The organism is Sphingomonas sp. SL1004, assembly GCF_057815015.1.
The window spans coordinates 629,807-655,624 of record NZ_JBYMUX010000001.1; the positions used below are offsets into that span (position 1 = coordinate 629,807).

At 61.5% G+C, this 25,818-nt stretch carries 24 protein-coding genes and 1 pseudogene; 13 read left to right on the top strand and 12 right to left on the bottom strand.

All coding sequences use genetic code 11. From position 1 onward, the window contains the following. Nucleotides 1–37: 37 nt before the first annotated feature. Entirely contained in the window at nucleotides 38–790 is a 753-nt protein-coding gene (locus tag AC3D24_RS02925; protein WP_489028022.1) for a helix-turn-helix transcriptional regulator, read from the top strand. After that, nucleotides 787–1,509 (top strand): FadR/GntR family transcriptional regulator, encoded by a 723-nt coding sequence (locus tag AC3D24_RS02930; protein ID WP_489028024.1) that lies wholly within the window; start codon nucleotides 787–789, stop codon nucleotides 1,507–1,509. The genes AC3D24_RS02925 and AC3D24_RS02930 overlap by 4 nt, the downstream gene beginning before the upstream one ends. Before the next feature lie 249 nt (nucleotides 1,510–1,758). Here AC3D24_RS02930 and AC3D24_RS02935 read toward each other — a convergent pair. The 8 genes and pseudogenes from AC3D24_RS02935 to AC3D24_RS02970 form a co-directional block, all read right to left on the bottom strand. Next, a pseudogene (locus AC3D24_RS02935) lies at nucleotides 1,759–2,346 on the bottom strand (tyrosine-type recombinase/integrase); the annotation flags it as partial. A 68-nt stretch (nucleotides 2,347–2,414) separates the two neighbouring features. Next, on the bottom strand, nucleotides 2,415–3,452 hold the full coding sequence (locus AC3D24_RS02940; RefSeq protein WP_489028026.1) for a saccharopine dehydrogenase family protein: 1,038 nt from the start codon (nucleotides 3,450–3,452) through the stop codon (nucleotides 2,415–2,417). Nucleotides 3,453–3,543: 91 nt separating this feature from the next. Then, complete coding sequence (locus tag AC3D24_RS02945) at nucleotides 3,544–3,843, bottom strand: hypothetical protein (protein ID WP_489028028.1); 300 nt, start codon at nucleotides 3,841–3,843, stop codon at nucleotides 3,544–3,546. Then, nucleotides 3,840–4,235 carry a hypothetical protein gene (locus AC3D24_RS02950; protein WP_489028030.1) on the bottom strand — a complete coding sequence of 132 codons (396 nt, stop codon included), beginning with the start codon at nucleotides 4,233–4,235 and terminating at the stop codon, nucleotides 3,840–3,842. The genes AC3D24_RS02945 and AC3D24_RS02950 overlap by 4 nt, the downstream gene beginning before the upstream one ends. Before the next feature lie 16 nt (nucleotides 4,236–4,251). Then, nucleotides 4,252–5,430: an acetyl-CoA C-acyltransferase gene (locus tag AC3D24_RS02955; RefSeq protein WP_489028032.1), complete on the bottom strand. Its 1,179-nt coding sequence runs from the start codon at nucleotides 5,428–5,430 to the stop codon at nucleotides 4,252–4,254. A 12-nt stretch (nucleotides 5,431–5,442) separates the two neighbouring features. After that, the gene (locus AC3D24_RS02960) at nucleotides 5,443–6,336 is read right to left on the bottom strand and encodes an SDR family NAD(P)-dependent oxidoreductase (RefSeq protein ID WP_489028034.1); all 894 of its coding nucleotides are present in this window, start codon (nucleotides 6,334–6,336) and stop codon (nucleotides 5,443–5,445) included. 26 nt (nucleotides 6,337–6,362) lie between these two features. Beyond that, complete coding sequence (locus AC3D24_RS02965; protein ID WP_489028036.1) at nucleotides 6,363–7,877, bottom strand: class I adenylate-forming enzyme family protein; 1,515 nt, start codon at nucleotides 7,875–7,877, stop codon at nucleotides 6,363–6,365. Nucleotides 7,878–8,001: 124 nt separating this feature from the next. Further along, nucleotides 8,002–8,955 (bottom strand): LysR family transcriptional regulator, encoded by a 954-nt coding sequence (locus AC3D24_RS02970; protein ID WP_489028038.1) that lies wholly within the window; start codon nucleotides 8,953–8,955, stop codon nucleotides 8,002–8,004. Between the two features lie 150 nt (nucleotides 8,956–9,105). Here AC3D24_RS02970 and AC3D24_RS02975 point away from each other — a divergent pair, with 150 nt between their 5' ends. The 5 genes from AC3D24_RS02975 (at nucleotide 9,106) to AC3D24_RS02995 (ending at nucleotide 16,716) form a co-directional block, all read left to right on the top strand. Beyond that, a complete protein-coding gene (locus AC3D24_RS02975; RefSeq protein WP_489028040.1) occupies nucleotides 9,106–12,159 on the top strand; it encodes a TonB-dependent receptor in 3,054 nt (1,017 codons plus the stop codon). Further along, nucleotides 12,131–13,204 (top strand): alpha/beta hydrolase fold domain-containing protein, encoded by a 1,074-nt coding sequence (locus tag AC3D24_RS02980; RefSeq protein WP_489028042.1) that lies wholly within the window; start codon nucleotides 12,131–12,133, stop codon nucleotides 13,202–13,204. The genes AC3D24_RS02975 and AC3D24_RS02980 overlap by 29 nt, the downstream gene beginning before the upstream one ends. A gap of 100 nt (nucleotides 13,205–13,304) precedes the next feature. Next, the gene (locus AC3D24_RS02985; protein WP_489028044.1) at nucleotides 13,305–14,720 is read left to right on the top strand and encodes an MFS transporter; all 1,416 of its coding nucleotides are present in this window, start codon (nucleotides 13,305–13,307) and stop codon (nucleotides 14,718–14,720) included. 65 nt (nucleotides 14,721–14,785) lie between these two features. Beyond that, nucleotides 14,786–15,559 carry an SDR family oxidoreductase gene (locus AC3D24_RS02990; protein WP_489028046.1) on the top strand — a complete coding sequence of 258 codons (774 nt, stop codon included), beginning with the start codon at nucleotides 14,786–14,788 and terminating at the stop codon, nucleotides 15,557–15,559. A gap of 50 nt (nucleotides 15,560–15,609) precedes the next feature. Then, nucleotides 15,610–16,716 carry an NADH:flavin oxidoreductase gene (locus AC3D24_RS02995; protein WP_489028048.1) on the top strand — a complete coding sequence of 369 codons (1,107 nt, stop codon included), beginning with the start codon at nucleotides 15,610–15,612 and terminating at the stop codon, nucleotides 16,714–16,716. 180 nt (nucleotides 16,717–16,896) lie between these two features. Here AC3D24_RS02995 and AC3D24_RS03000 read toward each other — a convergent pair whose 3' ends face one another. Then, entirely contained in the window at nucleotides 16,897–17,514 is a 618-nt protein-coding gene (locus tag AC3D24_RS03000; RefSeq protein WP_489028050.1) for a TetR/AcrR family transcriptional regulator, read from the bottom strand. 424 nt (nucleotides 17,515–17,938) lie between these two features. Between AC3D24_RS03000 and AC3D24_RS03005 the strand changes: the two genes are divergently transcribed. The 6 genes from AC3D24_RS03005 to AC3D24_RS03030 all read left to right on the top strand — a co-directional run bounded on the left by AC3D24_RS03005 (nucleotide 17,939) and on the right by AC3D24_RS03030 (nucleotide 22,284). Continuing rightward, on the top strand, nucleotides 17,939–18,205 hold the full coding sequence (locus AC3D24_RS03005) for a hypothetical protein (RefSeq protein WP_489028052.1): 267 nt from the start codon (nucleotides 17,939–17,941) through the stop codon (nucleotides 18,203–18,205). Further along, nucleotides 18,198–18,680 carry a DUF3617 domain-containing protein gene (locus AC3D24_RS03010; protein WP_489028054.1) on the top strand — a complete coding sequence of 161 codons (483 nt, stop codon included), beginning with the start codon at nucleotides 18,198–18,200 and terminating at the stop codon, nucleotides 18,678–18,680. The genes AC3D24_RS03005 and AC3D24_RS03010 overlap by 8 nt, the downstream gene beginning before the upstream one ends. An 82-nt stretch (nucleotides 18,681–18,762) precedes the next feature. After that, nucleotides 18,763–19,725 (top strand): alpha/beta hydrolase fold domain-containing protein, encoded by a 963-nt coding sequence (locus AC3D24_RS03015; protein ID WP_489028056.1) that lies wholly within the window; start codon nucleotides 18,763–18,765, stop codon nucleotides 19,723–19,725. A 50-nt stretch (nucleotides 19,726–19,775) separates the two neighbouring features. Then, on the top strand, nucleotides 19,776–20,639 hold the full coding sequence (locus AC3D24_RS03020) for an SGNH/GDSL hydrolase family protein (protein WP_489028057.1): 864 nt from the start codon (nucleotides 19,776–19,778) through the stop codon (nucleotides 20,637–20,639). A 183-nt stretch (nucleotides 20,640–20,822) separates the two neighbouring features. Next, nucleotides 20,823–21,551, top strand: a complete 729-nt coding sequence (locus AC3D24_RS03025; protein WP_489028059.1) for a sigma-70 family RNA polymerase sigma factor — start codon at nucleotides 20,823–20,825, stop codon at nucleotides 21,549–21,551. A 49-nt stretch (nucleotides 21,552–21,600) separates the two neighbouring features. Beyond that, on the top strand, nucleotides 21,601–22,284 hold the full coding sequence (locus AC3D24_RS03030; RefSeq protein WP_489028061.1) for a DUF3313 family protein: 684 nt from the start codon (nucleotides 21,601–21,603) through the stop codon (nucleotides 22,282–22,284). Nucleotides 22,285–22,425: 141 nt separating this feature from the next. Here AC3D24_RS03030 and AC3D24_RS03035 read toward each other — a convergent pair whose 3' ends face one another. The 3 genes from AC3D24_RS03035 to AC3D24_RS03045 all read right to left on the bottom strand — a co-directional run bounded on the left by AC3D24_RS03035 (nucleotide 22,426) and on the right by AC3D24_RS03045 (nucleotide 25,818). Next, a complete protein-coding gene (locus tag AC3D24_RS03035) occupies nucleotides 22,426–22,698 on the bottom strand; it encodes a hypothetical protein (RefSeq protein ID WP_489028063.1) in 273 nt (90 codons plus the stop codon). 85 nt (nucleotides 22,699–22,783) lie between these two features. Continuing rightward, the gene (locus AC3D24_RS03040; protein WP_489028065.1) at nucleotides 22,784–24,253 is read right to left on the bottom strand and encodes an efflux transporter outer membrane subunit; all 1,470 of its coding nucleotides are present in this window, start codon (nucleotides 24,251–24,253) and stop codon (nucleotides 22,784–22,786) included. Continuing rightward, nucleotides 24,253–25,818, bottom strand: coding sequence for an MDR family MFS transporter (locus tag AC3D24_RS03045; RefSeq protein ID WP_489028067.1), 1,566 nt, complete (start codon nucleotides 25,816–25,818; stop codon nucleotides 24,253–24,255). The genes AC3D24_RS03040 and AC3D24_RS03045 overlap by 1 nt, the downstream gene beginning before the upstream one ends.

Sequence of the window (25,818 nt, forward strand, 5' to 3'; positions counted from 1 at the left end):
AATCGGGAACAGGAGATCGGTGTTGGGCGAGGGTAGCATGCAGAAGGAACGGGTCACGGTGTCGACCGAGATGGCGGCATTCATCGGCGAGGGCCTGGTCGATCCGGCGGCTGTTTCCGCCGACGCGGTGGTCCTCTGCTTCACGCTCGGCGAGGACGCGCCAGCGCAGGTCACCGTCACCACCGTCACGGTTCCTTCGGAGGAGCGCGCGATCCTCGTGCTTGCGGTCGAACGTGGCGCCTGCCTGCGGGTCTTCGATTACGCGCCCGACGCGAACATCGCGTGCCATCTGCCGAGCGAGTTGCGGATGATGGTCGCCGCGATCCTCGATTGCACGCTGCCCGAACCCTGGCGCAGCACGCATCGTTCGGCAAAATGCATCGAGCTCCTGTCCAGCACGTTCCAGCGGATCGTCGAGGACGACCTGGTGCCGCTCGCGGGTGCCGGGCAATTGTCCGCTCGCGACAGCCAGCGGATCGTCGCGGCGAAACGGATGATCGACGAGCGCTGGGGCGAGAAGATGACGCTCGACTCGATCGCACGCGCCTGTGGACTGAACCGGGCGAAGCTCACGCGCGGCTTCCGCGACATGTTCGCCTGCACGGTCGCCGACGCGCTGCTCGACCGGCGGCTGGGAGCGGCACGCCAGATGCTGATGGCGACCGACCTGCCGGTATCGTCGATCGGGTACCAGTGCGGCTATCTCAACAACGCCAGTTTCACGCGCGCCTTCTCGCGGCAGTTCGGCGCGACCCCGTCGTCGCTGCGCGCACCACGGCTCGCGGCATGAGCGCGGCGAGCCTGCGACTAGTCGAGGGCGGCTCGCTCGTCGATCAGGCAGTCCATGCGGTCCGCACGCACATCCGCACGAACGACATGAAGGTCGGCGACACGCTGCCCTCCGAAGGTCATTTCGCGACCGAGCTGGGCGTCAGCCGGCCGGTGCTGCGAGAGGCGTTCGGCGCGCTGGCGGCGTTGCGGCTGATCGACGTCGGCAACGGCCGGCGCGCGCGGGTCGCGGCGATCGACGGATCGGTGATGGCGACGTCGCTCGATCACGCGGTGGCGACCGCGCAGATCTCGATGGTGCAGATCTGGGACGTGCGCCGCACGCTGGAACTCCGCACCGCCGAACTCGCCGCGATCGAACGCACCGACGACGAGGCGCGGACGATCGTCGGCCTGGCCGAGGCAATGGAAGCGGCGGGCACCGATGTCGATGCGCTGACCCGCCACGACATCGCGTTTCACCAGGCGATCGCGCAGGCGGGGCGCAACATGCTGTTCCTGCAGATCGTCCGCTCGTTCGCACCGATGATGGTCCACGCCGTGCCCGCCGCCTGGGCAACGCGAACCACCCCGCGGCAGCGTACCGCCGTGCTGGCGCATCATCACGACTTGGCGCGCACGATAGCCGATCGTGATCCGAAAGCTGCGATCGCAGCAATGAACACGCATTTTGTTGCGTCCATAGGAGATCTGTTTGCTCGTCGTGAGAATGGTAATTAGTCGGCGCCCATTATCCGAGCATCGACTGGTGTTAAAAGCGGTTGGCTGCAACAGCATTACCCCAACATTTGTCGGGTGTGGAAGCTTATAGGCTGTTGTGTAGGACGTATCTATGCCAGCCGACACCTGCCAGGAAGCGTGCGTCAATTGCATGACCTTTCAGGGTCTTGTAAGCGGGCTGCAACTGACGATAAACGAGCGTCAGTTTCCGGGACGCCACCGACTGCACTTGAACGTCCGCCACATGGGTCAGACTTCCGTCCGTTCTGACAGTTCCAACGCGTCTTCGACATCAACGCCAAGGTAGCGGACCGTGCTTTCAATCTTTGCATGACCGAGCAGAATCTGCACCGCTCGAAGATTTCCCGTAGCCTTGTAAATGATCGATGCCTTGGTGCGTCGAAGCGAATGAGTGCCGTAATCCTCAGCTTGGAGGTCGATACCGATGATTCACTCCCGAACGAAGCGCGCATACTGCCTTGTGCTCATGTGCCCCATATAATCGTTGCGGCTTGGTAAGACGAAGTCGTTCAAAGTGCCACCGCGACGCTCAAGCCAAGCTGGCAACGTCTTGCGTGCCGGTTCGACGATTTCGAACTGCACGGGGCGTTTGGTCTTTTGCTGCACTACGACGGCGCGATCCCGAATCCTGCCGCCGGCGACTATGTCACCGATGCGCACCTTGACGACATCGCAGCCGCGCAGCTTGCTATCGATCGCAAAGTCGAAAAGCGCTCGGTCCCGGAGACGCCGGTGCGGGTCAAGCCAAAATCGAATGGCCCAAACTTGCTGCGGTTTAAGGGCGCGCTTTGCGCCCCGAACGCGGCCGTCATTCCAGGGGCTGAGTTCATGAAAAGCTGGATTTAACGCGCGCGAGCGCCTCGCTCTGCGGCCACTTCGGACAGCTAGGTGATCCTGATTCTGCCGGACCCCGGCAGCGATTCGATAAGCCCGGCACCGCATAGAAGCGCCGGGGTTGTGTATCCCGGCTCGAGCGTGGCGGCTTCCATGATATGACGAAGCACCGCCAGCGCACCGTCTATCGTCACTTGGTAGCCATTTCCTGTGCGAATGCGCGCCGTCCGGGTCTTTCCGGCCACGTTACGCACTTCACCCCATAGATACGTTGGCGCGTTCTCGCGGGCGGTCGCATCTGGGCCGATCACCGCACCCGCTTTTGCAAGCATTCGCTTGCGGATCGCCGGCATCCGCAGGATCGGAGCCAGCATATTTGACGCTAACATTGCGACGCGGAAGGCAGGCGCTACCGCTAGATAGACCGTAATAGAGGGAATGCCGGTCGTCTTGTACGCCGTGCTGACATCTCCCCATGGAAAAGCGACAGCAAGGCGCGTGCCTAAACCGAAGTCTATTCGGCGGGCGAGAACACCAAGCGGCTGGGTGCGAATGGTGCCGCCTCGGCGGATTTTGGTGCCCGTACCGATGCCTTCCACAGTCGTCTTGGCAGTGCCTGGTGATTTGAGCGACTGGGATTGAAAGCCAAGGCTAAGCGAGATCGCGTCCGGCAGTGACTGCTTAAGCGCAAGCGCCAGGCAATCCGTCGGAATAACATCGAAGCCAACGCCTGGGCACAGGATGACATTAGCGGACCGCGCCTCGATGTCGAGCGAGCGAGCATGCTCGAAAACATCGATTTCGCCAGTGATGTCAAGATAGTGGACGCCGGCAGCGATCGAGGCAGCGATGATTGGCCGGGCCGTTGCCGAAAACGGGCCTGCGCAGTTGAGGACGAGCGTCAAGCCCGAGAGGTCAGCCGCGTCTACCGAAAAAACACGGTGAGAAAGGCCGAGCTCGACTGCGAGTGCGGTAACCTGACTAGCATTACGGCCTGCTAAAATGGGCCGAAGGCCGCGCCGCGCCGCCTCTCGAGCGATGAGCTCGCCCGAATAACCGTTGGCGCCGTAGATCATCCATTCAGCCATTACGTCCCTCCCGAAGCGGTGACAGCAATCGGATACATGCACACTGTCTTGTGTAGGCACCGGTGACATAGGTCGCCGGTGCCGGAACGCTTCAACTTACTTTTGTGCCCGTCAGCGGGAATGCACCGAACGCGCCCGTGTCGATCTTTCCATCGACCGATCCGTTCTCAATCGTCGCCGTACAATCGAGTGTTAATGGCATGGGGACTGTAATTGCCTGTTTCCAGCTCAAAGTGTTTCCGCTCACACGACCAGAAATGTTAGCTGCGCCCATCGAGCCCGAGCTGGCGCCGGTAAAGGTATCGCCATCAACTTGCACCGTCAGCGTCATCTTCTGCTCGCCGAGCGGGGTGGTAGTAGCCACGTCGTAGCTGCCGTTCAGGTCACTCATGTATTGTACTCCTTTGTTGAACCAGCGAGAATGCGGTCGTTGATCCAGGCAAGCAGCGTTGCCAAAACCTGTTCAGCAACGGCGTCGTTGAGCAGCTCGTGGCGACCGTCCGCCACCAGATCCAACGTCTTGTCTCGGGCAAGAAGACGGTCGAAAAACACGGCGCTATCGACGGCGGATGCAACCATCGGTGCGGGCAGAGGACCGCTCAGCCCGATCACGCGGGCAGGCGGAAACGGAGTCGCCGAATACGGTTCAAACGCGCGGGCAGGGGGCGGTGGCAGCTTACGATACGCAGGGTTGAGGGCGGGACGGAGAGTTGGATCGGCGCCCCGCGCCGGGCGTTGCCGGACGGACGAAACCACCACATTCGTCCTGCTCGGAGCGGTCATGGTTCGTCCGTTCGCTTCAGAGGACTTCGAACAGGCCGGCAGCACCCATACCGCCACCTACGCACATCGTCACAACGACATACCTGGCACCGCGACGCTTGCCCTCGATCAGAGCGTGACCAGTCATCCGCGCGCCCGACATGCCATAAGGATGGCCAATCGAGATCGCGCCGCCATTCACGTTCAACAGTTCGTCTGGGATACCGAGCGTGTCGCGGCAATACAGCACCTGCACAGCGAACGCTTCGTTCAGCTCCCAAAGACCGATATCGTCCATTTTCAGATTAAATCGTTCGAGCAGTGCAGGGATCGCGTAGACCGGACCAATGCCCATTTCGTCGGGCTTGGTGCCGGCTACCGCCATGCCGACATAGCGGCCGAGTGGGGAGAGGCCGCGTCGCTCGGCGACTTTACCCTCCATCAGAACGCTGGCCGAAGCGCCATCGGACAGCTGACTAGCGTTGCCCGCGGTGATCGTGCCATCAGGGCCGACAACGGCCTTCAGCGATTGCAGCCCCTCTAGCGTGGTGTCAGCGCGATTGCCCTCGTCCTTCGACAGCGTGGTCTCCTTGTAAGATACCTCCTTGGTGACCTTGTCAGTAACAGCCGTCGTCGCGGTCACGGGCACGATCTCGTCATCGAACTTGCCTGCCGCCTGTGCTGCCGCCGTGCGCTGCTGCGATTGCAGGCTGTAGGCGTCCATCGCATCGCGATCGATGCCATAGCGCCTGGCGACAACCTCGGCAGTCTGTAGCATCGGCATGTAGATGTCGTTGTGCATCGCGAACAGTTCGGGGTCCGGCGCAACACGCATCTGCGGTGTCTGGACCAAGCTGATGCTCTCGACGCCCCCCCCGATTGCGATATCCATATTGTCGACAATGATCTGTTTGGCGGCGGTAGCGATCGCCATCAGGCCCGACGCGCACTGACGATCGAGCGACATGCCTGCAACCAACGTCGGCAACCCGGCCCGCAGGAGCGCGTTGCGCGCGATATTTGCGGCCTGACTACCTTGCTGCAACGACGCGCCGAAAATCACGTCTTGGACCTCGCCACCGTCGATCCCGGCACGTTCGACAGCGGCTTTGATTGCATGGCTTGCAAGCGTGGGTGCAGGGAGGGTGTTGAACGCACCGCGATACGCGCGACCTATGGGAGTACGAGCGGTGGAAACGATGACGGCGTCACGCATGGATCTGATCCTTCAGGCGCTGATGGTGTTTTGAATGGTCTTGGCTTTGGCGGCGGCGGTCAGTTCCTGTTGGATCTGCGCACCTCCGGATTCAGGAACGGTCTCGCCACGGCGGTCTGAAATGTCGTCCCAATGTGCAGCGACCTGCTCGGCAGCATCGTCGCCGTCACCGGCATAGGCACCAGCAGTCAGCGTGACGTACGCGCGTCCGAAATGCCCTGCGCCGGCGGCCAGGATGACGCGTGTCGGCGCCTCCTCGCCGACCAACTTGACGAGCCCCGGGCTAACGCGCTCCGGTTGCAGCAGTGCCTTCATGGGCGGTGGCAGAAGTCCGTCGGTCATCGCTGTCGCAGCCGTCGGTGCAAGGCAGTTCACGCGGATGTCGTTCTTCGCACCTTCGATGCTGAGGGTCTGCATCAGGCCGACCAGAGCCATCTTCGCCGCACCATAATTCGACTGGCCAAAATTGCCGTAGAGGCCTGAAGACGAAGTGGTCAGCACGATGCGGCCGTAATTCTGCTCGCGCATGCCGTTCCATACCGCCTTGGTGCAGATCACCGCGCCCATCAGGTGGACGTCGACGACACTGCGAAAGTCGGCAATGCTCATCTTGGCGAAGGACGAATCTCGCAGGATGCCGGCGTTGTTCACGAGGATATCGACACGGTCCCACTTCGCCTTGGCAGCTTCGACCATAGCGGTGACCTGCGTCTCGTCGGTAACGGATCCGGTGACCGCAAGTGCTTCGCCGCCCGCCGCGCGGATTTCTTGGGCAACCTCCTCAGCGCCGTCGCCAAGGTCGTTGACGACGATTTTTGCGCCGTAACGGGCAAGCAGTAGCGCATGTGAACGGCCGAGGCCGCCTCCGGCGCCAGTGACGATGGCAACGCGTCCCTGCAAAGTCATACGATTATCCTTCTCGTTCGCTTGGTTCAGGCTGCGCGGAAGCGGTCGCGCAGCTCACGTTTCAACACTTTGCCGATGGCACTGCGTGGAAGTTCGTCGATCGCCTCGGCGGCGGACAACCGCTGCGTCTTGCCGACACGCGTGTTGGTCCAGGCCACGACGTCAGCGGGTGTGAGTTCGGGTATGGCTGGGATGTAGAAGGCGTAGGGGGTCTCGCCCCACACGTCGGACGGTACGCCGATGACCGCAGCGTCGAGGATGCCGGGGTGCCGGAGCAGCACGGCTTCGATATCGGGCGGGTAGATGTTGAATCCACCGCTGATAATCATGTCCTTTGACCGACCAAGCAGCGTCAGGAATCCGTCTTCGTCAAACCGTCCAAGATCACCATGGCGAATAAAATGATTGCCCTCGGCGTCGATCCATTCCGAAGCGGAAGTAGCTTCGGGACGATTATGGTAACCCGCCATCATAACGCCGGACCGGCCGACCACTTCACCGATCCCGCCCCGTGGGACTTCGCGACCATCTTCGTCGATCAGCCGGATGTCGTTGCCAGCTGCGGGTTGTCCAACGGTATGCAGTTTATCGGGAAAGGCGTTCGCATTAAGGACACAGCTCCCGCCGCCTTCCGTCATGCCGTAGACTTCCAGCAAAAGGCCGGGCCAGCGCTTGACGACATCAGCCTTCAGCTCGGCTGAAAACGGCGCGCTGGTAGACGATTTGAACACGAAGCTCGACAGATCGAATCTGTCGAAGTCCGGTACAGCCATGATCCGCTGATATTGAACAGGTACCAGCATCACGTGCGTCGCGCGCTCCCGCTGAGCGACTTCCAGGAACCCTCGCGCATCGAACTTGCCAAGCAACACTGCGGTGCCGCCATAAGCCAGCGTCGGTAGAAGACTGACCAACGTAGTGTTCGAGTATAGTGGGGTCGCCACTATCGTCGTCGACTGATCGAAACCAGCGGCTGCGTAAGCCTTGATCTGCGCCCAGCGCATCGCGTGATTATGGACGATGCCCTTTGGTGTGCCGGTCGTTCCCGACGAGTAGATAATATTGAACGCCGACGTGGGCCCGATCAGCACAGGGGATGGCGTGACACCAGCAGGCGGCAACCATTCTTCCAGCAGCTCAGTCGGGACGAGTTTCACGTCGAGCGGCGGCAACGTACTTCTGACATCGTCGTCAACGAAGATAATCCGGCTGCCGCTGTCCGCGACCATCGACGCGATCTGCTCGGGGGTCGACGACGGCGCGATCGGTGCCGGAATGCATCCGGCACAAATTGCGCCCAAGAATATGGCCACACCCGCTGCAGTGGTGGCGCCCAGCATCGCGACCGGCTCTCCGGGCGCAATTCCGTCCCGTTGTAGTCCCGCCGCAACACGCGCGATCAACGTACTTAGCTGCGCATACGACAGCGCGATGTCATCTTGAACGAGCGCCCGCACGTCGCCATCGCTGGCGGCATGGGCGCTGATTAAATCAACAATGGTCGCGAATTCGCGCGACAACACCTCTTGGGCGCCGTTCATAGTACGCGTTCCTTTAGCGATCCTCTTCTGCCCGACTGCATCGCCGAGATTGAGTGATCCGGCAAGGTGTTGGTTTCGAGCCGTGTCGTTCCATTTTTGGTACCTTCAAAATTGGCGAATGGGATCAGCCAGGCACCCTCAACGTTCTGAAATCGGCGCGCTGCCGCTCGATTTGCTCGGCCACGAAATCGAGAAAGACCTTCAATTTCGGGGAGACTGCCAGACGTTCCGTGTACAAGGCGTACAGCGTCGATGGATCGTAGATTTCATAGTCCGGCAAAATCCGAACGAGTTCGCCGGACCGGAGCGCGTCAACGATCCGGACGGCAGCGATCGGCGCAATCGCGGTATCCTGTCGTACGAGTTCGAGCATCATCATGTGGTCTGTGGACGTGAATCGCTTCCAGATCGGCACCGTGTACCGATCTTTCCCGCGGACCAATTCGAGAACGGGAACCCGCGCTGGAAGCCGGCCGATCTCGCTTGCGCCGGGGTCATGATAGAAATTACCGATGATCGCGTGATCCGCGAGTGCCTCGATCGAGTCCGGCCTTCCATGGCGCTCGATATAGCTGCGGCTGGCAACCAGTAACGTCCTCACTTCTGTCAGTTTCTGAACGATCAGCCGGGAATCGGCCAGCCATCCGGCGTGCAGCACGACGTCGAGTGTACTGGGCTCTGGCAGCAGTCGTTCGCCAACCCGAATCCGCAGATCGATATCGGGATATCGTCGCAAGAATTCGGGAATGCGCGGTCCCAGAAGTTCGCGGCCGACGTCTGCGGAACAGCCAACCCGCAGGGTCCCGGCAGGCACCCCCCGATGCGCTGCGATCTGCGCTTCGGCTTGTGCCATCTCGTCCAGGACGCGCAGGCACGAGCGATGAAGCGTCTGTCCGACCTGGGTAAGGCGAAGGCGCCGATTGGTACGGTCGAGCAGCGCTACCTTGTATGTTGCTTCTAGCCTCGCAACCGCCCGGCTGACGTTGGCTTTGGGTAAGCTGAGCGATCTGGCCGCTCCGGAGATCGACTCGAGCTCGCCTACCTTGGCGAAAATCGCAAATGCCTCGACATGATCCAACGCCAAATCCTTCCGTTCCAGAACTGGAACGTCATGATCCGTTTTGGTGATCTAGTCGATACGCCCTCGCTCTGCGACGGTGCAAGCATCACGGATAGCCTGTCAACAGACTGGGCCGCGTGAAACGTCGATGAGACGGGGAGAGGTGACATGAAGGCTAGTCTGCGCTCGGGAACCGCCATCGGTTCTGTAATCACGATGCTTGCTCTATCGACTGCGATGCCAGCGATGGCACAGACGATCCCTCCACAAAACCAGGACGCAGGCCAAGTCGGTGGCCCTGAAAAGCCGGTAGCCGCAACCGCGCAAGCTACAAGCGGTACGACGCAGTCTGCAGACGATGGGAACATCGGCGACATTGTCGTCACCGCGCAGCGTCAGTCGGAGTCGCTCCAGCGTGTGCCGATCGCAGTAAGCGCCTTCACTGCCGAGACGCTTGCAGCGCAGCAGATCAAGAACGCGAACGATCTGCAGCTCAGCCTCCCGAACGTCACCTTCACCAAGACAAACTTCACCGGTGGTAGCTTCACCATTCGCGGCGTCGGCGACCTCTGCGTTGGCACGTCGTGCGATCAGGCGACGGCGATCCACGTCAACGACATGCCGCTGTTGCAATCGCGCCTGTTCGAAACCGAATTCTTCGATCTCGAACGTGTCGAAGTGCTGCGTGGCCCGCAGGGAACACTGTTCGGGCGCAACGCGACCGCGGGCGTCGTAAACTTCATCACTGCCCGTCCGGACCTCACGGGGATCCACGCTGACGCGCAGGTTGAATATGGCAGCTACGACACAAAGAAATTCACTGGCATGATCAATGTGCCGCTAACGAACACAATTGGTCTTCGCGTCGCAGGAACCTATTTGAACCGCGATGGGTATACCAAGAACGTATTTGACGACAGCCGGGTCGACGGCCGTGATCTCTATGCGGTCCGCGGTACGCTTCGGTTCCAGCCTACGTCGAACACAACTCTAGATATAATCGGCTATTACTTTCGAGAGAAGGACGACCGTACGCGGTTTCAAAAACAGGTTTGTGGGCGGGATACAACGGGCATTCTTGGCTGTCGCCCTGACCAACTCGGCTTCGGATCGGTCAACGCCAATTCGACTTTTGGCAACTTGCTCGCGTCGCGTGAGTTTTTGAACATTGCAGGCGGCGGTGCACTGATCGGAAACCTTGGATTGGGCAGCATCTATGGTACGGATGGCTATGCGAACTCGGTAAATCCAGCGAATCTTCGATCCGTCAACGCTGACTATAAACCGAACTATTTCGCCGAAAACTACTTCATTCAGGGACGTCTCGAGCAAAACATCGGCGACTCGTTGGCGCTGACGGTGACTGGCGGCTATAATCACGACACTGTCGATGCACGGTCCGACTTCAACAACCTCGTTGCTAGCTCACTGGTCGGTAACGCAGGCATCACCGGTCTCACCACACTTGCGGCGGCGCCCGGTGCAGCGTTCCCGGGCGGCGTAAATCCTTTCACCAACGCCGCAAACGCTTTGGCACCAAAAGGTCCCTCGGGCAGTTTCTGTTTTTCCGAACCTACCAATTCGTTGACCGGGATTTTTGGCGGCAACGTGGCCGGGTGTTCACCAAGCGGCGGCGAGTTCGACAGCAGTCAAGCAACCAGTCGTCAGTATTCAATCGAGGCACACCTCGACAGCAAATTCGATGGCCCGTTAAATTTCCTCGTAGGGGGAATTTATCTCGACCAGAATATCAAGAATAACTATTTCGTAAGTTCATTCACAATTGATTACGCGGCGGGCGTACTTGGTGCAGCGACCTCGCTCGGCCAGCGAGCCGCAGGAAACACGAGCTACCCGAATGTATTTCTTGCGCCGCCATTCTTTGACGGAGAGGTCTCGGACTACGGCCTGAAAAGCTACGGTTTGTTCGGTGAGGTCTACTATCAAGCAACTGATCGCCTCAAGTTCACTGGAGGCCTGCGTTATTCAAATGATCGTAAGCGTCAGATAGGGCGCAATTTGACCGTCTCGTTTCCGGTCACTTACGGGCTCACGGATGCGTCGCAATCACCGTATTTTGCATCCTATGATGCCGTTGCGGCACAACCGGGTATCCAGCCGGTCAGCGAGAGCCGTGCAAAATCGGACGCGCTTACCGGACGGTTCGTCGTCGACTTCCAACTCGACCGTCGGACGATGTTCTATGCGTCCTACTCACGAGGTTACAAGTCCGGCGGCATAAACCCGGCCGTCCCGGCAGCGTTCAACGTATCGAATTCCTTTTTGCCGGAAAAGTTGGACGCGTTTGAGCTCGGAACGAAGACCACTCTCCTCGGCGGCACCCTGCGCCTCAATGCCAGTGCTTTCTACTACAAGTACAATAATCTCCAGATCAGCCGCCTGGTGGCGCGGACCGCACTAAACGACAATACCAACGCTGACATCTACGGCGCTGAGGCGGAAGCGGTGATCAGTCCAACGCGCAACTTCCAGGTCAATCTATCGGCAAGCTATCTGCATACCAAGATCAAAAGCCTGTCGCTGATTGATCCGCGGGATCCGTCGGGTGGCCGTTCCGACACCGTGATCCTGAAAGATATCAACTCCGGATCGCTCTGCACTGTCCGGCCGAACACGGCAGGGAATGCCACTGGCACGAACTTATTGGTAACTGCCTTTAACTCGGCCATTGGCTTGCGCGGCCCTACCGCGATCCCGGGTACGAACACGACGGGTGCTTTCAGCATCTGTAACTCGCTGGCGTCGACCATCGCGAACCCGGCCACCCCGCTGCGAGCCCTGTTCGGCGTTCCTACGGGTGCGTTGCCGTTCACCGTCTCCGATGGCAACGCTGTCGATGTATCGGGCAATCAATTGCCGCAAGCACCGCAAGTCAAATTCTCGGTCGGTGCACAGTATAAAATCGAGTTTGCCAACGGCATGACGCTAGTGCCCCGTGCCGACCTAACCTATACTGGTGAATCATACGCTCGCCCTTTCAACACTATTGTCGATCGCATCCAAGGTTATGAGATCGTCAATGCGCAGGTTCAATTGAACGGCGCAGATAGCAATTGGTTCTTGCGCGGCTTCGTTCAGAACCTGACCAATAATGACGCGGTCACCGGCCAGTTTCTAGCTGACACGTCTTCGGGTGGGTTCACTAACCTGTTCCTGCTTGAGCCTCGTCGCTATGGTATCGCTGCGGGTATCAAGTTCTAATGTTAGACCTGTGGAAGTTGCTAATAGCATCCCGACGGAGCCTGGTATGAAGAAACGCTACCTCCTGCCGGCCGTCGCGCTCGTCATTCCGGTCGTTGCTTTCGCCGCCCATGCGTTGACGGTCAAGAATGGTGGGAGCGTTGCGATGCAAGCCGCGACGCTGGCGATAAAAGCGCGCGGCAAACCTCTTGCTGATCCGGATGCGTTCCGGGTGGCGATATTGAAGCGCCCCTATCCGTCGCCAGCACCGATTCCCGCGGCGATGCGGGACGCGTTCGACATCCATGAGATCGATATCGACGGGCACAAAGTCATCGTCGTAGCCCCCAAATCCGGCGTGAGCCGATGGAACATCATCTATAATCACGGCGGCGCTTATGTGAACGATCTCGTTGGTCCGCACTGGGACATCGTGAAGGCGTTGGTTCAGGCTACCGGTGCAACAGTCACGGTGCCGATCTATCCGCTGGCGCCTGAATTCAACAACCGGCAGGCTTACCCCTTCCTGGCGAACGTGTACCGCAGCGTCCTGTCGAAGACGGCGGCGTCAAACGTAGTGCTGGCAGGCGATTCCGCTGGCGGCGGTCTCGCCATAGGCGAAGCGATCGAGTTCAAGCGTCTCGGTCTGCCCGCACCGGCACGCATCATCGCGTTCTCCCCGTGGCTCGATCTGACGTTGGCTGACCCTGCCGCGCAAGCGGTCGAGCCGTACGACATCATGCTCGGGATCGACGCGTTGCGGCTCTGTGGAAACTGGTGGGCAGCGGGCGACGATCCGAAGTCGCCGCGGTTGAGTCCGCTCTACGCGGATCTCAAGGGATTCCCTCCGATCGATATATACCAAGGCACCGAGGATCTTCTCGTTGTCGACGCGCGCACATTTGCCGCCAAGGCGAAGAAGGCCGGAACGCCCGTGCATTACGGCGAATATAACGGCGCGTTTCATGTCTTTGTAGGCGCGACCTTTACGCCCGAGGCGAAGGACGTGTTCGCGCGCATTCGTGCAGATCTTCCATCGGGTACGCCAGCTGGAACGAAAAAGTGACATCGATGATGGATAAATCGATCACGCAGCTAGCGCCGGTCAGGCACCAATCGTGACTCCACCAAGCGCGGTGCCAAGGCCGCTGACAACTCGCACGCGCTTGTTCTACGGCTTCGGCTCCGTCGCCTTTGGCGTGAAGGACAACGGCTTCGCGTATTTCCTTCAGTTCTTCTACACGCAAGTGGTGGGGCTACCGTCGGCGACGGTCGGCGTGGCGATCCTATTTGCTTTGGTCCTGGATGCCTTCATCGACCCGATAGTCGGTCAGGCGTCAGACAACTTCCGTAGCCGGTGGGGCCGTCGACATCCGTTCATGTATGCTGCCGCGTTGCCGGTGGCGTTATCGTATCTGCTGTTGTGGAATCCACCTTCAGGGTGGAGAGCTGGTGCAATGATCGGCTATCTCATCGTCACGGTAGTGCTGATCCGAACGTTCATCACCTGCTACGAGATACCCTCTACCGCGCTTTCGGCCGAGCTTTCCACCGACTATGACGAACGCACGCGGCTGATCAGCTATCGCTACCTTTTCGGTTGGATCGGCGGTCTGGCCATGTATACCTTGGCCTTGCTAGTCTTTCTGCGTCCTGCTGCGGCGGGGACCGTCGGTCAATTGAACGCGGCCGGCTACCGCAACTATGGCCTGTTCGCAGCAGGGCTCATGCTTGCTGCAATCCTGATTTCGGCGCTGGGAACACATAATCGGATTCCCGATCTTCCGCAGCCGGCCCGCGTGCGGGTACCGCTTGGTCAGTTAGCCCGACAGATGCTTGGGACACTGTCACATCGGACGTTTCTGTTCGTTCTCGGCGCGAGTTTCTTTAACGCCATGGCGTTGGGGCTAGCGCTATCGATCAACCTGTATATTGTAACATATTTCTGGTTGTTCACGGCCTCCCAGATCGCGCTGCTTGGAGCTTCCAGTTTGCTCGCGGCTGTGTTCGCATTCTGGATTGCGCCGCGTATCTCTTCCCGAACGGACAAGCGCACCGCCACCATCACACTGATCCTGCTGGGCGCGCTTATCACCGTGCTGCCTGTGACACTAAGACTGCTCGGCCTGCTTCCGCCCAATGGCAACGCTAGCGTCTATTGGCTAGTTTTTTGCGCAAACGTCGCCGGCCTCGGTCTCGGTATTACCGGCCAGATCCTTTCGGCGTCGATGATTGCCGACGTCGTTGAGGACTCCGAATTGCGGACCGGTCGCCGCCAAGAAGGCTTGTTCTTCGCGGCCGCTGCGTTTGTGAACAAGGCCGTCACGGGAGCTGGGATCTTCGTCACCAGTGTTATCATCAGCGCTGTTGGCTTCCCCCGCGGAGCGGTGCCGGGCTCGATCGCGTCGAAGACCTTAAGCGAATTGGGGCTGATTTACTCGGTCTCGACGGTCGCGTTGTTCGCAGCGTCGGCCGTGCTGCTGCTCGGCTACAAGATAACTCGCGCAAGCCACACCGATACGCTTGCACTGCTTGCCGAACGAAAGAGATCCGGCACGAACGATCCGTTGGCGCACGGATGACGACCCGCGACGACCGGACCTTTCCTTGCACCTGAAATTCGCCCGCATTTCTAAGGATAAACCAGATGGACACTACCACCCTGTTCCGGCTCGACGATCGGACCGCGCTGGTCACCGGCGGCTCGCGGGGGATCGGCAAGATGATCGCGGCGGGTTTTATCGCTCAAGGCGCGACCGTCTATATCTCGTCTCGGAAGGCTGACGCATGTTTTGCGACCGCGTGGGAACTCGGTGAGCGCTGCATTGCACTGCCGCAGGATGTCTCCGTAGTCGAGGGCTGTAAGGCGCTAGCCGCACAACTAGCCGAGCACACCGACACCTTGGACATCCTGGTCAATAACGCTGGCGCTGCGTGGGGTGCACCGTTCGAAGAGTTTCCTGAGAGCGGTTGGGACAAGGTGATGGACCTGAACGTCAAATCGCCATTTTTCCTCACCCAGGCTCTGCATGGTGCGTTGAAGGCTGCAGCACGCCCCGAGCGCCCAGCAAAAGTCATAAACATCACCTCGGTGGACGGGCAGCGGCTGAATCCGAGCGAGACGTACAGCTATCACGCGTCGAAGTCGGCCCTGATCTACCTGACGAAGCGGATGGCTGCTCGGCTCGTGCGCGATGGGATCAACGTTACATCGATCGCTCCAGGGGCGTTCGCCAGCGAAATGAACCGCGTCGCGCGGGATCACGCCGACGCCGTCTCCAAGATGATCCCAGCGGGGCGTATTGGAGTGGACGAGGATATGGCGGGTGCAGCGATCTATCTGGCCAGCCGCGCTGGCGACTATGTGATTGGCGACACGATCACCGTGGACGGCGGGCGCGTCAATGCGAACATCGCCTGAAGGCGATCTTCACTCCGACGTGGTACTGCGCTTCAGCTAGGAAGTTTTCGATGTCTCTCGCCAGTCTTTTCTCACCTTTCACGTACAAATCGCTGACCTTGGCGAACAGGATCGTCATGGCGCCCATGACCCGATCACATTCGCCCGGCGGTGTGCCAACCGCTGACGTCGCCGCTTATTATCGCAGGCGCGCTGCGGCCGATGTCGGGCTCATTATTTCGGAGGGCGCCGGCATCAACCGCCCGGCCGCACTCAATGGCCCTGACATGCCACGCTTCCACGGCGAGAAGGAACTGGCGGCCTGGCAAACAGTGATCGACGAGGTGCACGAGGTCGGCGGCGTCATGGCTCCGCAGCTCTGGCACGTCGGCGCGGTCAAGACGCGGGAGAAAAGCTGGGTTCCATCGGGTCCTTACGACAGTCCATCTGGCCTGGCTGGCCCAGGCAGGGCGTTGGGCAAGGCAATGGCAGATCACGAGATTGCCGATGCGATCGCTGCGTTTGCGCAAGGCGCAGCAGACGCTAAGCGGCTCGGCTTCGACGCGGTCGAGTTTCATGGCGCACACGGCTATCTGATCGATCAATTCTTTTGGGAAGGAACCAACACACGCGACTGTCGCTACGGCGGTGCTTCGTTGCCACAGCGCATCAACTTCGCCGCCGACATCTTGAAAGCAACACGGCTCGCAGTCGGTGCCGATTTTACGATTATCCTCCGTATCAGCCAATGGAAATCCCAGAACTATCTAGCTAGGCTGGCAAACACGCCGGGCGAGATGGAGGCCTGGCTTACGCCTCTGGTCGATGCAGGTGCTGATATCCTACACTGCTCGCAACGACGGTTTTGGGAGCCCGAGTTCGAGGATCAGGGGTCTGACCTGAACTTTGCGGGCTGGGCAAAAAAGATCACCGGCCAACCGACGATTACGGTGGGGTCCGTGGGCTTGTCGGCCGATTTTTTTGGAGCATTCGTCGGCATGGGCTCCGAACTCGCTTCGCTAGACGAACTCTTCCGCCGCTTGGATCGTGGCGATTTCGATCTTGTTGGCGTGGGCCGCGCTCTGCTTCAAGATCCACATTGGGCAAGCAAAATAAAGCAGGGTCGACTTGACGAACTTCAGCCGTACAGCGGCGATGCGTTAGCCACATTGACCTGATGCTCGAGCAGCTTGGGTACCGCGCGCTGGAAGCCGTGGGTGGCTCGCACAAAGATGACATAGGTCCTTTCAGGGCTGGAGCCCGTGGAAGGTGTGATCCGTAGATTTGGTTGTCGCGACGTCTTTTCCGGACAAATCGATGTCATAGCCATCTCGCGTCCCAGGAGACGCGCCACATTGCTACTTCAAGGCGATACGACTAAACGCGCTCCATCGCTGTTCGAAGACCTCGATCTTCTCTTGCTCGGACACTTTCCGCGTCATGGCGAGCTTGTCGGAGCCGCCGTTCATCAGCTCGCCGAGGATTTCGGCCTGCAGGTATATGTCGCCATCGACGCGCTTGCCGCGCGCATCAATTTCCTCGAGATACCGGACGTACAACAGTAAAAACCGTTCGCGCCACTGCAGCATTCGGTCGCGGATCCTGTCGTCCCGCAATCCCTCCACGCGCAGAAAAGTCGCTGTGCGATGGGCCATCACGACGTCCTTGTCGAAATGCGACCAAAGCAGGTCACGCAACGCCAAAACCGGATCATCGTGCGCCGGGACGGGCTGCTGCAAACCGTCGTCGAGCAGTCTGTCGATCGAATGCGCCAGGAGATCAAACTTGCTGTCCCAACGCCGATAAATGGCCTGCTTGCTGACCCCGGCGAGCTTTGCCACCTGGTCCATGCTGAACTCGTTGCCGTTAGTCGAGAACGCCTCGATCGTTGCTTTGACAACCACGACGCCGATTTCCGCGACACGCTCTGTGGTAGGGCGCCCACCTAGTGGCTTAGCTTTTGCTGTCTTGATCATCCGCTTGGTTCCTAGGCCCGTCGATGCGCGTTGATCAATGGCGGCGAGTGCCTCAGTCCCATCTGTTTAGGTTTCTGACAAATAGGCGAACCGTCAGCTCAGCTCGATGCACGCGCCGGGTTCGCCATCTGCTCGTTAGCGAAGAGCGAAGACCGCTGCCTTTCTGCACAATCAAAGTGTCGTCTTACTGTATCGCTTCACACCGAACTCCCATTCACCGGCGCCGAGCGGATGAAAAGAGATGCACGGGGGGGATCGTCGCGCACTGTCCAGACCGATCGATCCGGTTGCGCCACCACCTACAGCAAGAGCTGACGACGACGCCAGTTCGAACTTTCAAATGCGATCGCCAGACTTTTCACCCAACACGCAACGCAACTAAATGGTTGCGTTGCGTGTTGGGTACTCGATGAGATTCACTATCATGCCTACCGGCCCTCATGCGTTCGGCACAATCCCAGCCAAGCCTGCAACCGATCGCGGGCGTGGCCAACGCGGCGGCCCGAGCAGGACGCTTACCGGGACGATCGACGTTTCGGCGGGGCCCTGCGACATTGAGGCGCAGGTCGTCTTGCTCGTCGAACGCTGGGAATCATCGGGTTTGCTGGCCATTTGGGAGGCGAGCAACGACAACCAGCGCCGGGGTATCCGGCCTTGCGGACCGCAGACGGGTGCGAACGACCGTGCGTAAGACATGGCGTGCGGTGCGTCTCCGCCTCCTCCTTGCCGCGGTGGGGTTGCCGTTTTCCGCCTATGCGAACGCGCAGGCGCTCACACCCGGGAACTGGGACGTGAAATCGACCGCGGTTGAACTGACCGTGCCCGGGGCGCCGGGGTTCATGCTTCGCATGATGCGCGGAAAGTCGAAGGTCGAACATAAATGCGTGGCGCCCGGCGATGCGAAGATCGGCGTCGCGACGCTGGTCGCACCCGACCCGGCCGCGAGATGCACGGTCGAGAGGGCGCACATCGCGGACGGGCGGATCGAGCATGTCATGGCGTGCCCACAGAAGAAGGGGCCACCCATGCGCATCGTGCGTGCTGGCGCCTACACCGCGACCGGCTTCACTGCGCGCATGACGATGACGGGCGAGACCGACAAAGGTCCGATGCGCATCGTAGCCGATCAGGTCGCCACGCGAACTGCGCCGATCTGCAAGCGCTGAAAGCAAATCACGGAACGATGGGCAACCGCCTGCCGTCCATATCGCGGACCGGATGCGTTCGCTGTAACCTAGGAGTTTACCGATGAGTGCTCATGACGCGACCGACGCCGTCCCGGTCCCCGCTCGCCAGTTGCCGGTGCCAGCGCATCTCAGCGATATCGCGCGAGCGTATCTCGTGCCGCAGCCTCCCCAGGCGCCTTACCCGCCGATCGACGACAAGGCCGCCTGGGTGGCCTATGTAGAGGCGCAGGACGCAGCGGTCCTGCCGATGCTGCAGGGCATGATCACGCAGGTCGCTGCCGACGTGACGACCCGCGATGCTGACGGTGCGAAAGTCTATGACATTGCATTGACCGATCAGAATGCGGATCGGACAATCATCCTCGACATTCATGGCGGCGGCCTGATCCTCTGCGGTGGAGAGATCTGCCGGATGATGAGTATCGGCATGGCGGCGCGCATGCGTCGGCGGGTCTGGGCGGTCGACTATCGGATGCCACCAAAGCACCCTTATCCGGCGGCGCTCGACGACTGCATAAACGCCTATCGCGCGCTGCTGCGCGAGCGCGCGCCTGGCGAGATCATCGTCAGCGGCGGTTCGGGCGGCGGCAACCTTGCGGCGGCGCTCATTCTGCGCGCCCGCGCCGAAGGGCTGCCGATGCCGGCGGGTCTCATACTGGTCACGCCGGAGGTCGACCTTACCGAGTCAGGCGATAGTTTCCAGACCAATGACGGCATCGATCCCGCCCTGCATAGCCTGATGCCGGTCAATCTGCTCTACGCGGACGGCCACGACTTGGCGGATCCCTATCTTTCGCCGCTGTTCGGCGACCTCAGCGGCTTCCCGCCAGCGTTGCTGACGACCGGCACACGCGATCTCTATTTGTCCAACACCGTCCGCATGCATCGAGCGCTGCGGGCCGCGGGCGTCGCGGCGGACCTGCACGTGACGGAAGCGGGTCCACATACGGGCTTCCCGGGGTCGCCGGAAGGGGAGCAGATCGACATCGAAATGCGCCGGTTCATAGCGACGGTCGTCGCATGAGCAGGCTAGAGTTGGTGACTGGAAAACGGCGTCCCGTACGACGCGTCGTGATGAGGACGCTGCTCGCCCTACTGGCGTTGGGTGCGCTCGGCACTGTGGCGGTGGTCGCGATCCTCTTCTACCAGGGTCGCCGTCCGCCCCAGGGGCGCCCCGAATATGTAGCTCTTGGCAGTTCGTTCGCGGCGGGCTTGGGACTGGGCGACCGCGCGCCGGGCAGCCCAATCGCGTGCCAGCGCAGCGTTAACCGCTATCCGCAGCGGTTGACGCGAACTTTACATTTGTCGCTGGTCGACATGAGCTGTTCCGGCTCTACCGCGGCGCAGGTCGTGCAGGGCGGACAGTTCTTCCAGGGGCCGCAGATCGAGGCGGTGCAGCAGACGACCCGCCTGGTTACGCTCACGACCGGCGGAAACGATATTGCGTATATCGGCGACCTGGTCGGGATGAGCTATGCAAACCGCGGCGGCGTGATTGGTGGCGTTGCCGGGTTGCTGATGAAGGCGCCACACGCGCCTGCGGAGAGGAACATCGGCGCCGTCGCGGCCAATATCAGGAAGGTGATCGTCGCGGTTCGGCGTCGCGCGCCGTCCGCGCAGGTGATCGTCGCGACTTATCCGGCGGTGCTGCCGGAGCATGGGACCTGCGCGGCGCTGAACCTAACCGAACGCCAAGTGGCGCTGATGCGACCGGTCGCGGCGCGGCTGGCCGATGTAACCAGGGCGGCCGCGCGTGCTAGCGGGGCGACCGTGGTTGACATGGCGATAATCGGAAAGGGGCACGACGCTTGCTCCGCCAATCCATGGGTCAACGGCGTGGCGCCCGAGACCGGGGCGCCGTTCCATCCGACCCAAGCGGGCGCTGCCGCGACCGCTCAGGAAATCGCACGCGCAGTGGGTCCTAGCCTGCCCAGTTAAAACACCGGCATTAACGCAACTATGCAGTTGTGTTAATGCCGGTCTACTCGTAGAGCGCCGCTGCACGGCATCGTGCTGCAGAAGCTTCAGCGGCCTCTCGACCCGGCGCGTTCCGCGCTGCCGGTCGTGCAGGGGCGGGCGGGAGGACATCGTGGCGGTCTCCAACCGGTGCAAAGGTGAACGATGACACATCACAACGGGATTGATCATTGGGTCGGCACGCCGCTTCGTGCGGCGTTCCCGCCGCGAGTCGATATGGCGCTGCCGCACGAACTCGACCGGTTGATCGGACAAGTCGACGCGACACTCGCCGACCGCGCCTTCGGACGCGACCTGGCGGCACTAGGACCTAGGCTGAAGGCCTATGCTCGGTCGCTGACGCGGGGCGCCGAGGGTGCCGACGACCTGGTACAGGATACATTGGTGCGGGCATGGGTGGCACGCGCTGGCTTCGCCGAGGGCACCAACCTGCGCGCCTGGACCTTCACCATCCTGCGCAACTTGTTCCTCAACCAGCGACGCCGCGCGCGGTTTGAGGGCGAGTATGACGAGCTGGCTGCCGAGAAACGGCTCGCTCGACCCGAGGTCCAGTCGATCGTCGTTGAAGTTACCGACGTGCAAAAGGCAATGGGCCGGCTGTCGCGCAACCGTCGCGAGGCGCTGCAACACGTCGCGATTGAAGGCCTGTCGTACGAGCAGGCTGCGGTCGTCATGGGGATTTCGCTCGGGAGCCTGAAAAGTCACGTGTTGCGCGCGCGTGCCGAGCTGTATGCGATGCTGAACGACACGGCCAAACCGCCGGAAGTCGTACCTGATTGCGCCACACAGGCGCGCGGGCCGGCGCGCCGCCCGGCGCGCGGTGGTGCCTGGACCGCCGCCAAGGCGACCGGACGCCCACTATGGATCGGGTGAGACGAGCCTGTCCGCATGATTCCGCCCCGGCCCAGTACAGGACATTTTCATGATTCGCGTTTTTCAAAGTCGTGCGCTCGTCGCCTGCATGCCTGCGCTCCTGCTGGGGGCCTGTTCGACAGGTGGGCAGAAGCTTACGCATTCGGGGTTCCTGCCTGATTACGCACAGCTGCAGAAACCGGCGAAAAAGAAGAACGTCGCGGTCTGGGTATCGCCCGATTACCGACCGGAGCGCTACCAACAGGTCGTTATCGAACCGGTCGAGTGGCGCGCCCCGCCGCGCGATGCGAAAGCCGAAAAACAGTTGCGTGACGCGCTGCACCAGCATCTGGTGACTGCATTGTCGGGGCGGTACCAGGTCGTCGAGGGGAGCCAAGTACGCGGGAGCGCGCTACGCGTCCGGAGCGCGATCACCGGCGTGCGCCGTACGCGCTGGTTCTTGAACGCGCCGCTGCAGGTCGCGACGCTTGCGGCAGGTGGGCTTGGCGTACTGGCCCCGTTGCGCGGCGGGGGCAGCGTAGAGATTCAGATTGACGATGTCGGCACACAGCGTCCAGTCCTCCAGCTCGCCACCTACCGCAACGGCCAGCCCTGGAACATCAAGGGCTCCTACGTGGCGTACAACCACGCTGAGCAGGCGTTCGAGGGGGCGGCCGCCCAGCTGGTCGGCTATCTAGACGGCACTTCCGCGGCCCCGACACCGGGTGCGTCCAAAGCAAAGACCGCGCAATAAGATCGCTATCGCCGCATGCAGCTTGGTGGAGAATGGTAGCGGGCGCTGAGCAATCTTCCTTTCGTATGAAGGGTTATGACGCCTGACGCTTCCGATATAGTTGGAGTGGAGCGGCGACGCCCGTAAGCGTCGCCTCCAATATCATCGACGATGGCGGCGATGGCCGCGCTGGTGGTAGACCGGGCGGGCGTGATAGCCACGATGACCACGGTAGGCACGGCGGGCTGACGCGCGACGGTTGTAGCGATACGCCCGAGCACGCTGCGCACGACGCACCTGCGCGGGGCGGACTATCGGACGGTGCGCGCCGCGATCGGAGCGATAGGATTGCGCCTGGGCATCAGTGGGCGCGACGGAGACGCCGATCCCCGTGAACATCAGACTCATGGCAATGAGCATCAGCAGTTTCTTCAATCGACAAACTCCATAGGTAAAGGGCAGCAGATAACGCAACCGGTGAGTCTGCTTGCGCGTTCCGGGGCGATCGAATTAATTTATGTCATGGCTTTGCACCGTCCGGTGGTGCGCTCCAGCCGAGGCCCAGGCTCTTCTGGACGGCGATATAGCTGTTCGTCAGCGCGGCCTTGCCCTGCGCGACCGAAATGGCAGCGGAGAGACGCTGGCGCTGGATGTCGAGCTGGTCGATGACTGAGCTGGTGCCGGCGCGGACGCGCTGGTCGTTGAGTACCGCGGATCGCGTTGCCGACACTTCGGCGCGGCCCAACCCGGCCAGTTGCAGCCGCAGATTACCGAACCGCGACAGTGACGTCTCGGCGTCCTGGAGCGCCTGGAGGACGGCTTGGCGATACTGAGCCTCTGCCTCGTCGCGCTGCGCTTCGGACTGGCGGACGGCGGCGCGGTTCTTGCCGAAATCGAGGAAGGACCAGCTGATTGATGGTGTGACGAGCGTCGTTAGCTTGCCAAAATCGAAGACGTCACTGGGATCGGTGCCGCCGAGACCAAGGATGCCCATGAACCGAAGCCCCGGCAGCTGCTTTGCTTTGTTCACGCCGATCGCGGCATAGCTGGCCGCCAACGCGCGTTCGGCGGCCCGGATGTCGGGGCGGTGCGCGATCAGTGTTGCGGGGTCGGCGATCGCAACCTGCGCAGGGGGCAGTGGTACGGCCACGACCGTCGTCAGCGTCGCGTCGAGCGTGCCTGGCTCGCGGCCGGTCAGCACGGCGATCTGGTCGCGATACTCGTCGATCTGCGCGGCGAGCGGGATGTTCTGTGCATCAGTCGATTCGAGCTGGTTCTGCAACCGTTCGACATCGAGCGCGGAAACCGTGCCGCCGGCGTAGCGCTGGCGTGTCAGTTGCAACGCGCGCCGTTGCAGCTCGCTCGACTGCGCATTGAGCCGGGCTCGGTCCTGCGTATCGCGCAGATTGACATACGCCTGCGCGACTTGTGCAGAAAGGCTAACCTGCGCGTCGGCCAAGTCGGCGAAACGCTGCCCGATCTGCGCGCGCGATTGTTCGACACCGCGGCGTACGCCGCCGAACAGGTCTGGCTCCCACGATGCGTTCAGTCCGAGATTATAGAAGTCCAGCTTGGTCGACGAATCGGATCCCGTCGTCGCGCCGTCGCTCGCCGTGTCACCACTGCTGCCGATATCTACGCCGGGCAGCTGCGCGTGGAGATAGGTGGCGTTGGCGCTCGCGCTCGGCAGCTGCGCGGCCTGCTGCTGGGTGAGCGACGCGCGCGCTTGGCGGATACGCGCCTGTGCGATGTCGATCGACGGGCTGTGGGCGAGCGCATCGTCGATCAGGCGCGTGAGGATGGGGTCGCCAAGCCCTTCCCACCAACGCGCGACGGCGGGGGAGGGGACTAGCGTCGCATCGCCGGCCCGGACGAACGTGCCGCGCTTGGCGGCGTCCGATGCGGCGGCGGGCGGCCCCTTATAGTCGGGACCGACGGTGCAGGCGCCGAGCGCGGTCAGCGCTAGCAGGGCAGGGAGCGGGTGCGTCATCAATGTACCGCCGCGGGTGCGGCGTCCTTAGGCAAGGTGCGGAGGAACAGGACCAAGGGTAACACCGCGAGCGTGCCGACGCCCATGATCCAGAAGATGTCGTTATAGGTCATGACGAGTGCCTGGCCTTGGATCTGCTGCCCGACGAGGCGCAGTGCGGTGGGGCGCCCGCCCATCTGCTGACTTAGGCTCGCAACATAGCTTTGCACCGCCTGCGAGTTGGCGTTGAGCGACTCCTCGATCCGCCTGGAATGCAGCCAGCTGCGCTGCTCCTGCAGGATCGAGATGCCGGCGAGCGCGAAGCTGCCGCCCAGGTTGCGCACCGCGTTGAACAGGCCCGACGCATCGCCCGCATCCTCGGGCGCTACGGCGCGGACGACGGCTTGGCTTAGGAACAGCATGCCCAAGATTTGGCCGACGCCGCGCATCAGTTGCGACACGGTGAAGTCGCTGCCGACGGAGTTGGCCGTCAGGTTGGCGTCCATCAGCGCCGAGAGGCCCATGATCGACAGTCCGAGAGCGACCGCGATGCGGATGTCGACGCGCTTCAGTAGGATCGGCACGATCGCCATCATGACGAGGCTGGGCAGCCCGGAAAGCAGCACGACATAGCCGGACTGCAGCGCGTTATAGTCCGCGATCGAGGAGAGGAACTGGGGGATCGCGTAGGAGGTGCCGTACAGGACAATGCCGAGCACCACGCCCATCAGCGCGACCGACCCGAACTGCCGGTCGAGCAGGAGCGACAGCTTGATGACCGGCCGCTTCGCCACGATCTGACCTGCGAACAGCATCGCGAAGCCGGCCGCGGACACAACCGCCATCATGCGGATGAGCGACGAGGCGAACCACAGTTCGCGTTGGCCTTCTTCGAGGAGCACGGTGAGTCCGCCCAGACCGAGGGCGAGTCCGGCGATGCCGAGCCAGTCCGCCTCGCGGATCAGATGCAGCCGCAGCTTCTCGTGCGGCAGGCCGAGCAGAAGCAACGCGACCAACGCAGCGCAGAGCGGCAGGTTGAGGAAGAAGGCATAGTGCCAGCTGTAATTCTCGGTCAGCCAGCCGCCGATCAGTGGACCGATGACCGGCCCCAGAATCGCGGTGACGCCGAACAGGGCGATGCCGATCGGCTGCTGGCTGCGCGGCAGCCGCTGCGCGATGATGGTCTGCGCGGTTGGAATCATCGCGCCACCGGTAAAGCCTTGCCCAACGCGCCCGATGATCATCATTGTCAGGCTGGTCGACAGCCCGCAGACGATCGAGAAGATGGTGAACAGCCCCGCGGCGATCAGCAGGAAGGTGCGCAGGCCCAGCATCCGTTCGAGCCACGCCGCCATCGGGATAATGATGATTTCGGCGACCAGATAAGCGGTCGCCACCCAGGTGCCTTCGGTGCCGCTGGCGCCGATCTCGCCCTGGATGGTCGGCAACGCCGAGTTGACGATCGAGATGTCGAGCGTCGCCATCAACGCGCCGAGCGTACCTGCCGCCACCGCCAGCCATGCGCTCGCATCGGCGCGCTCGGCCGGCTTCGCGCCGCTCGCGCCTTGGATCGCAGCGCTCGCCAT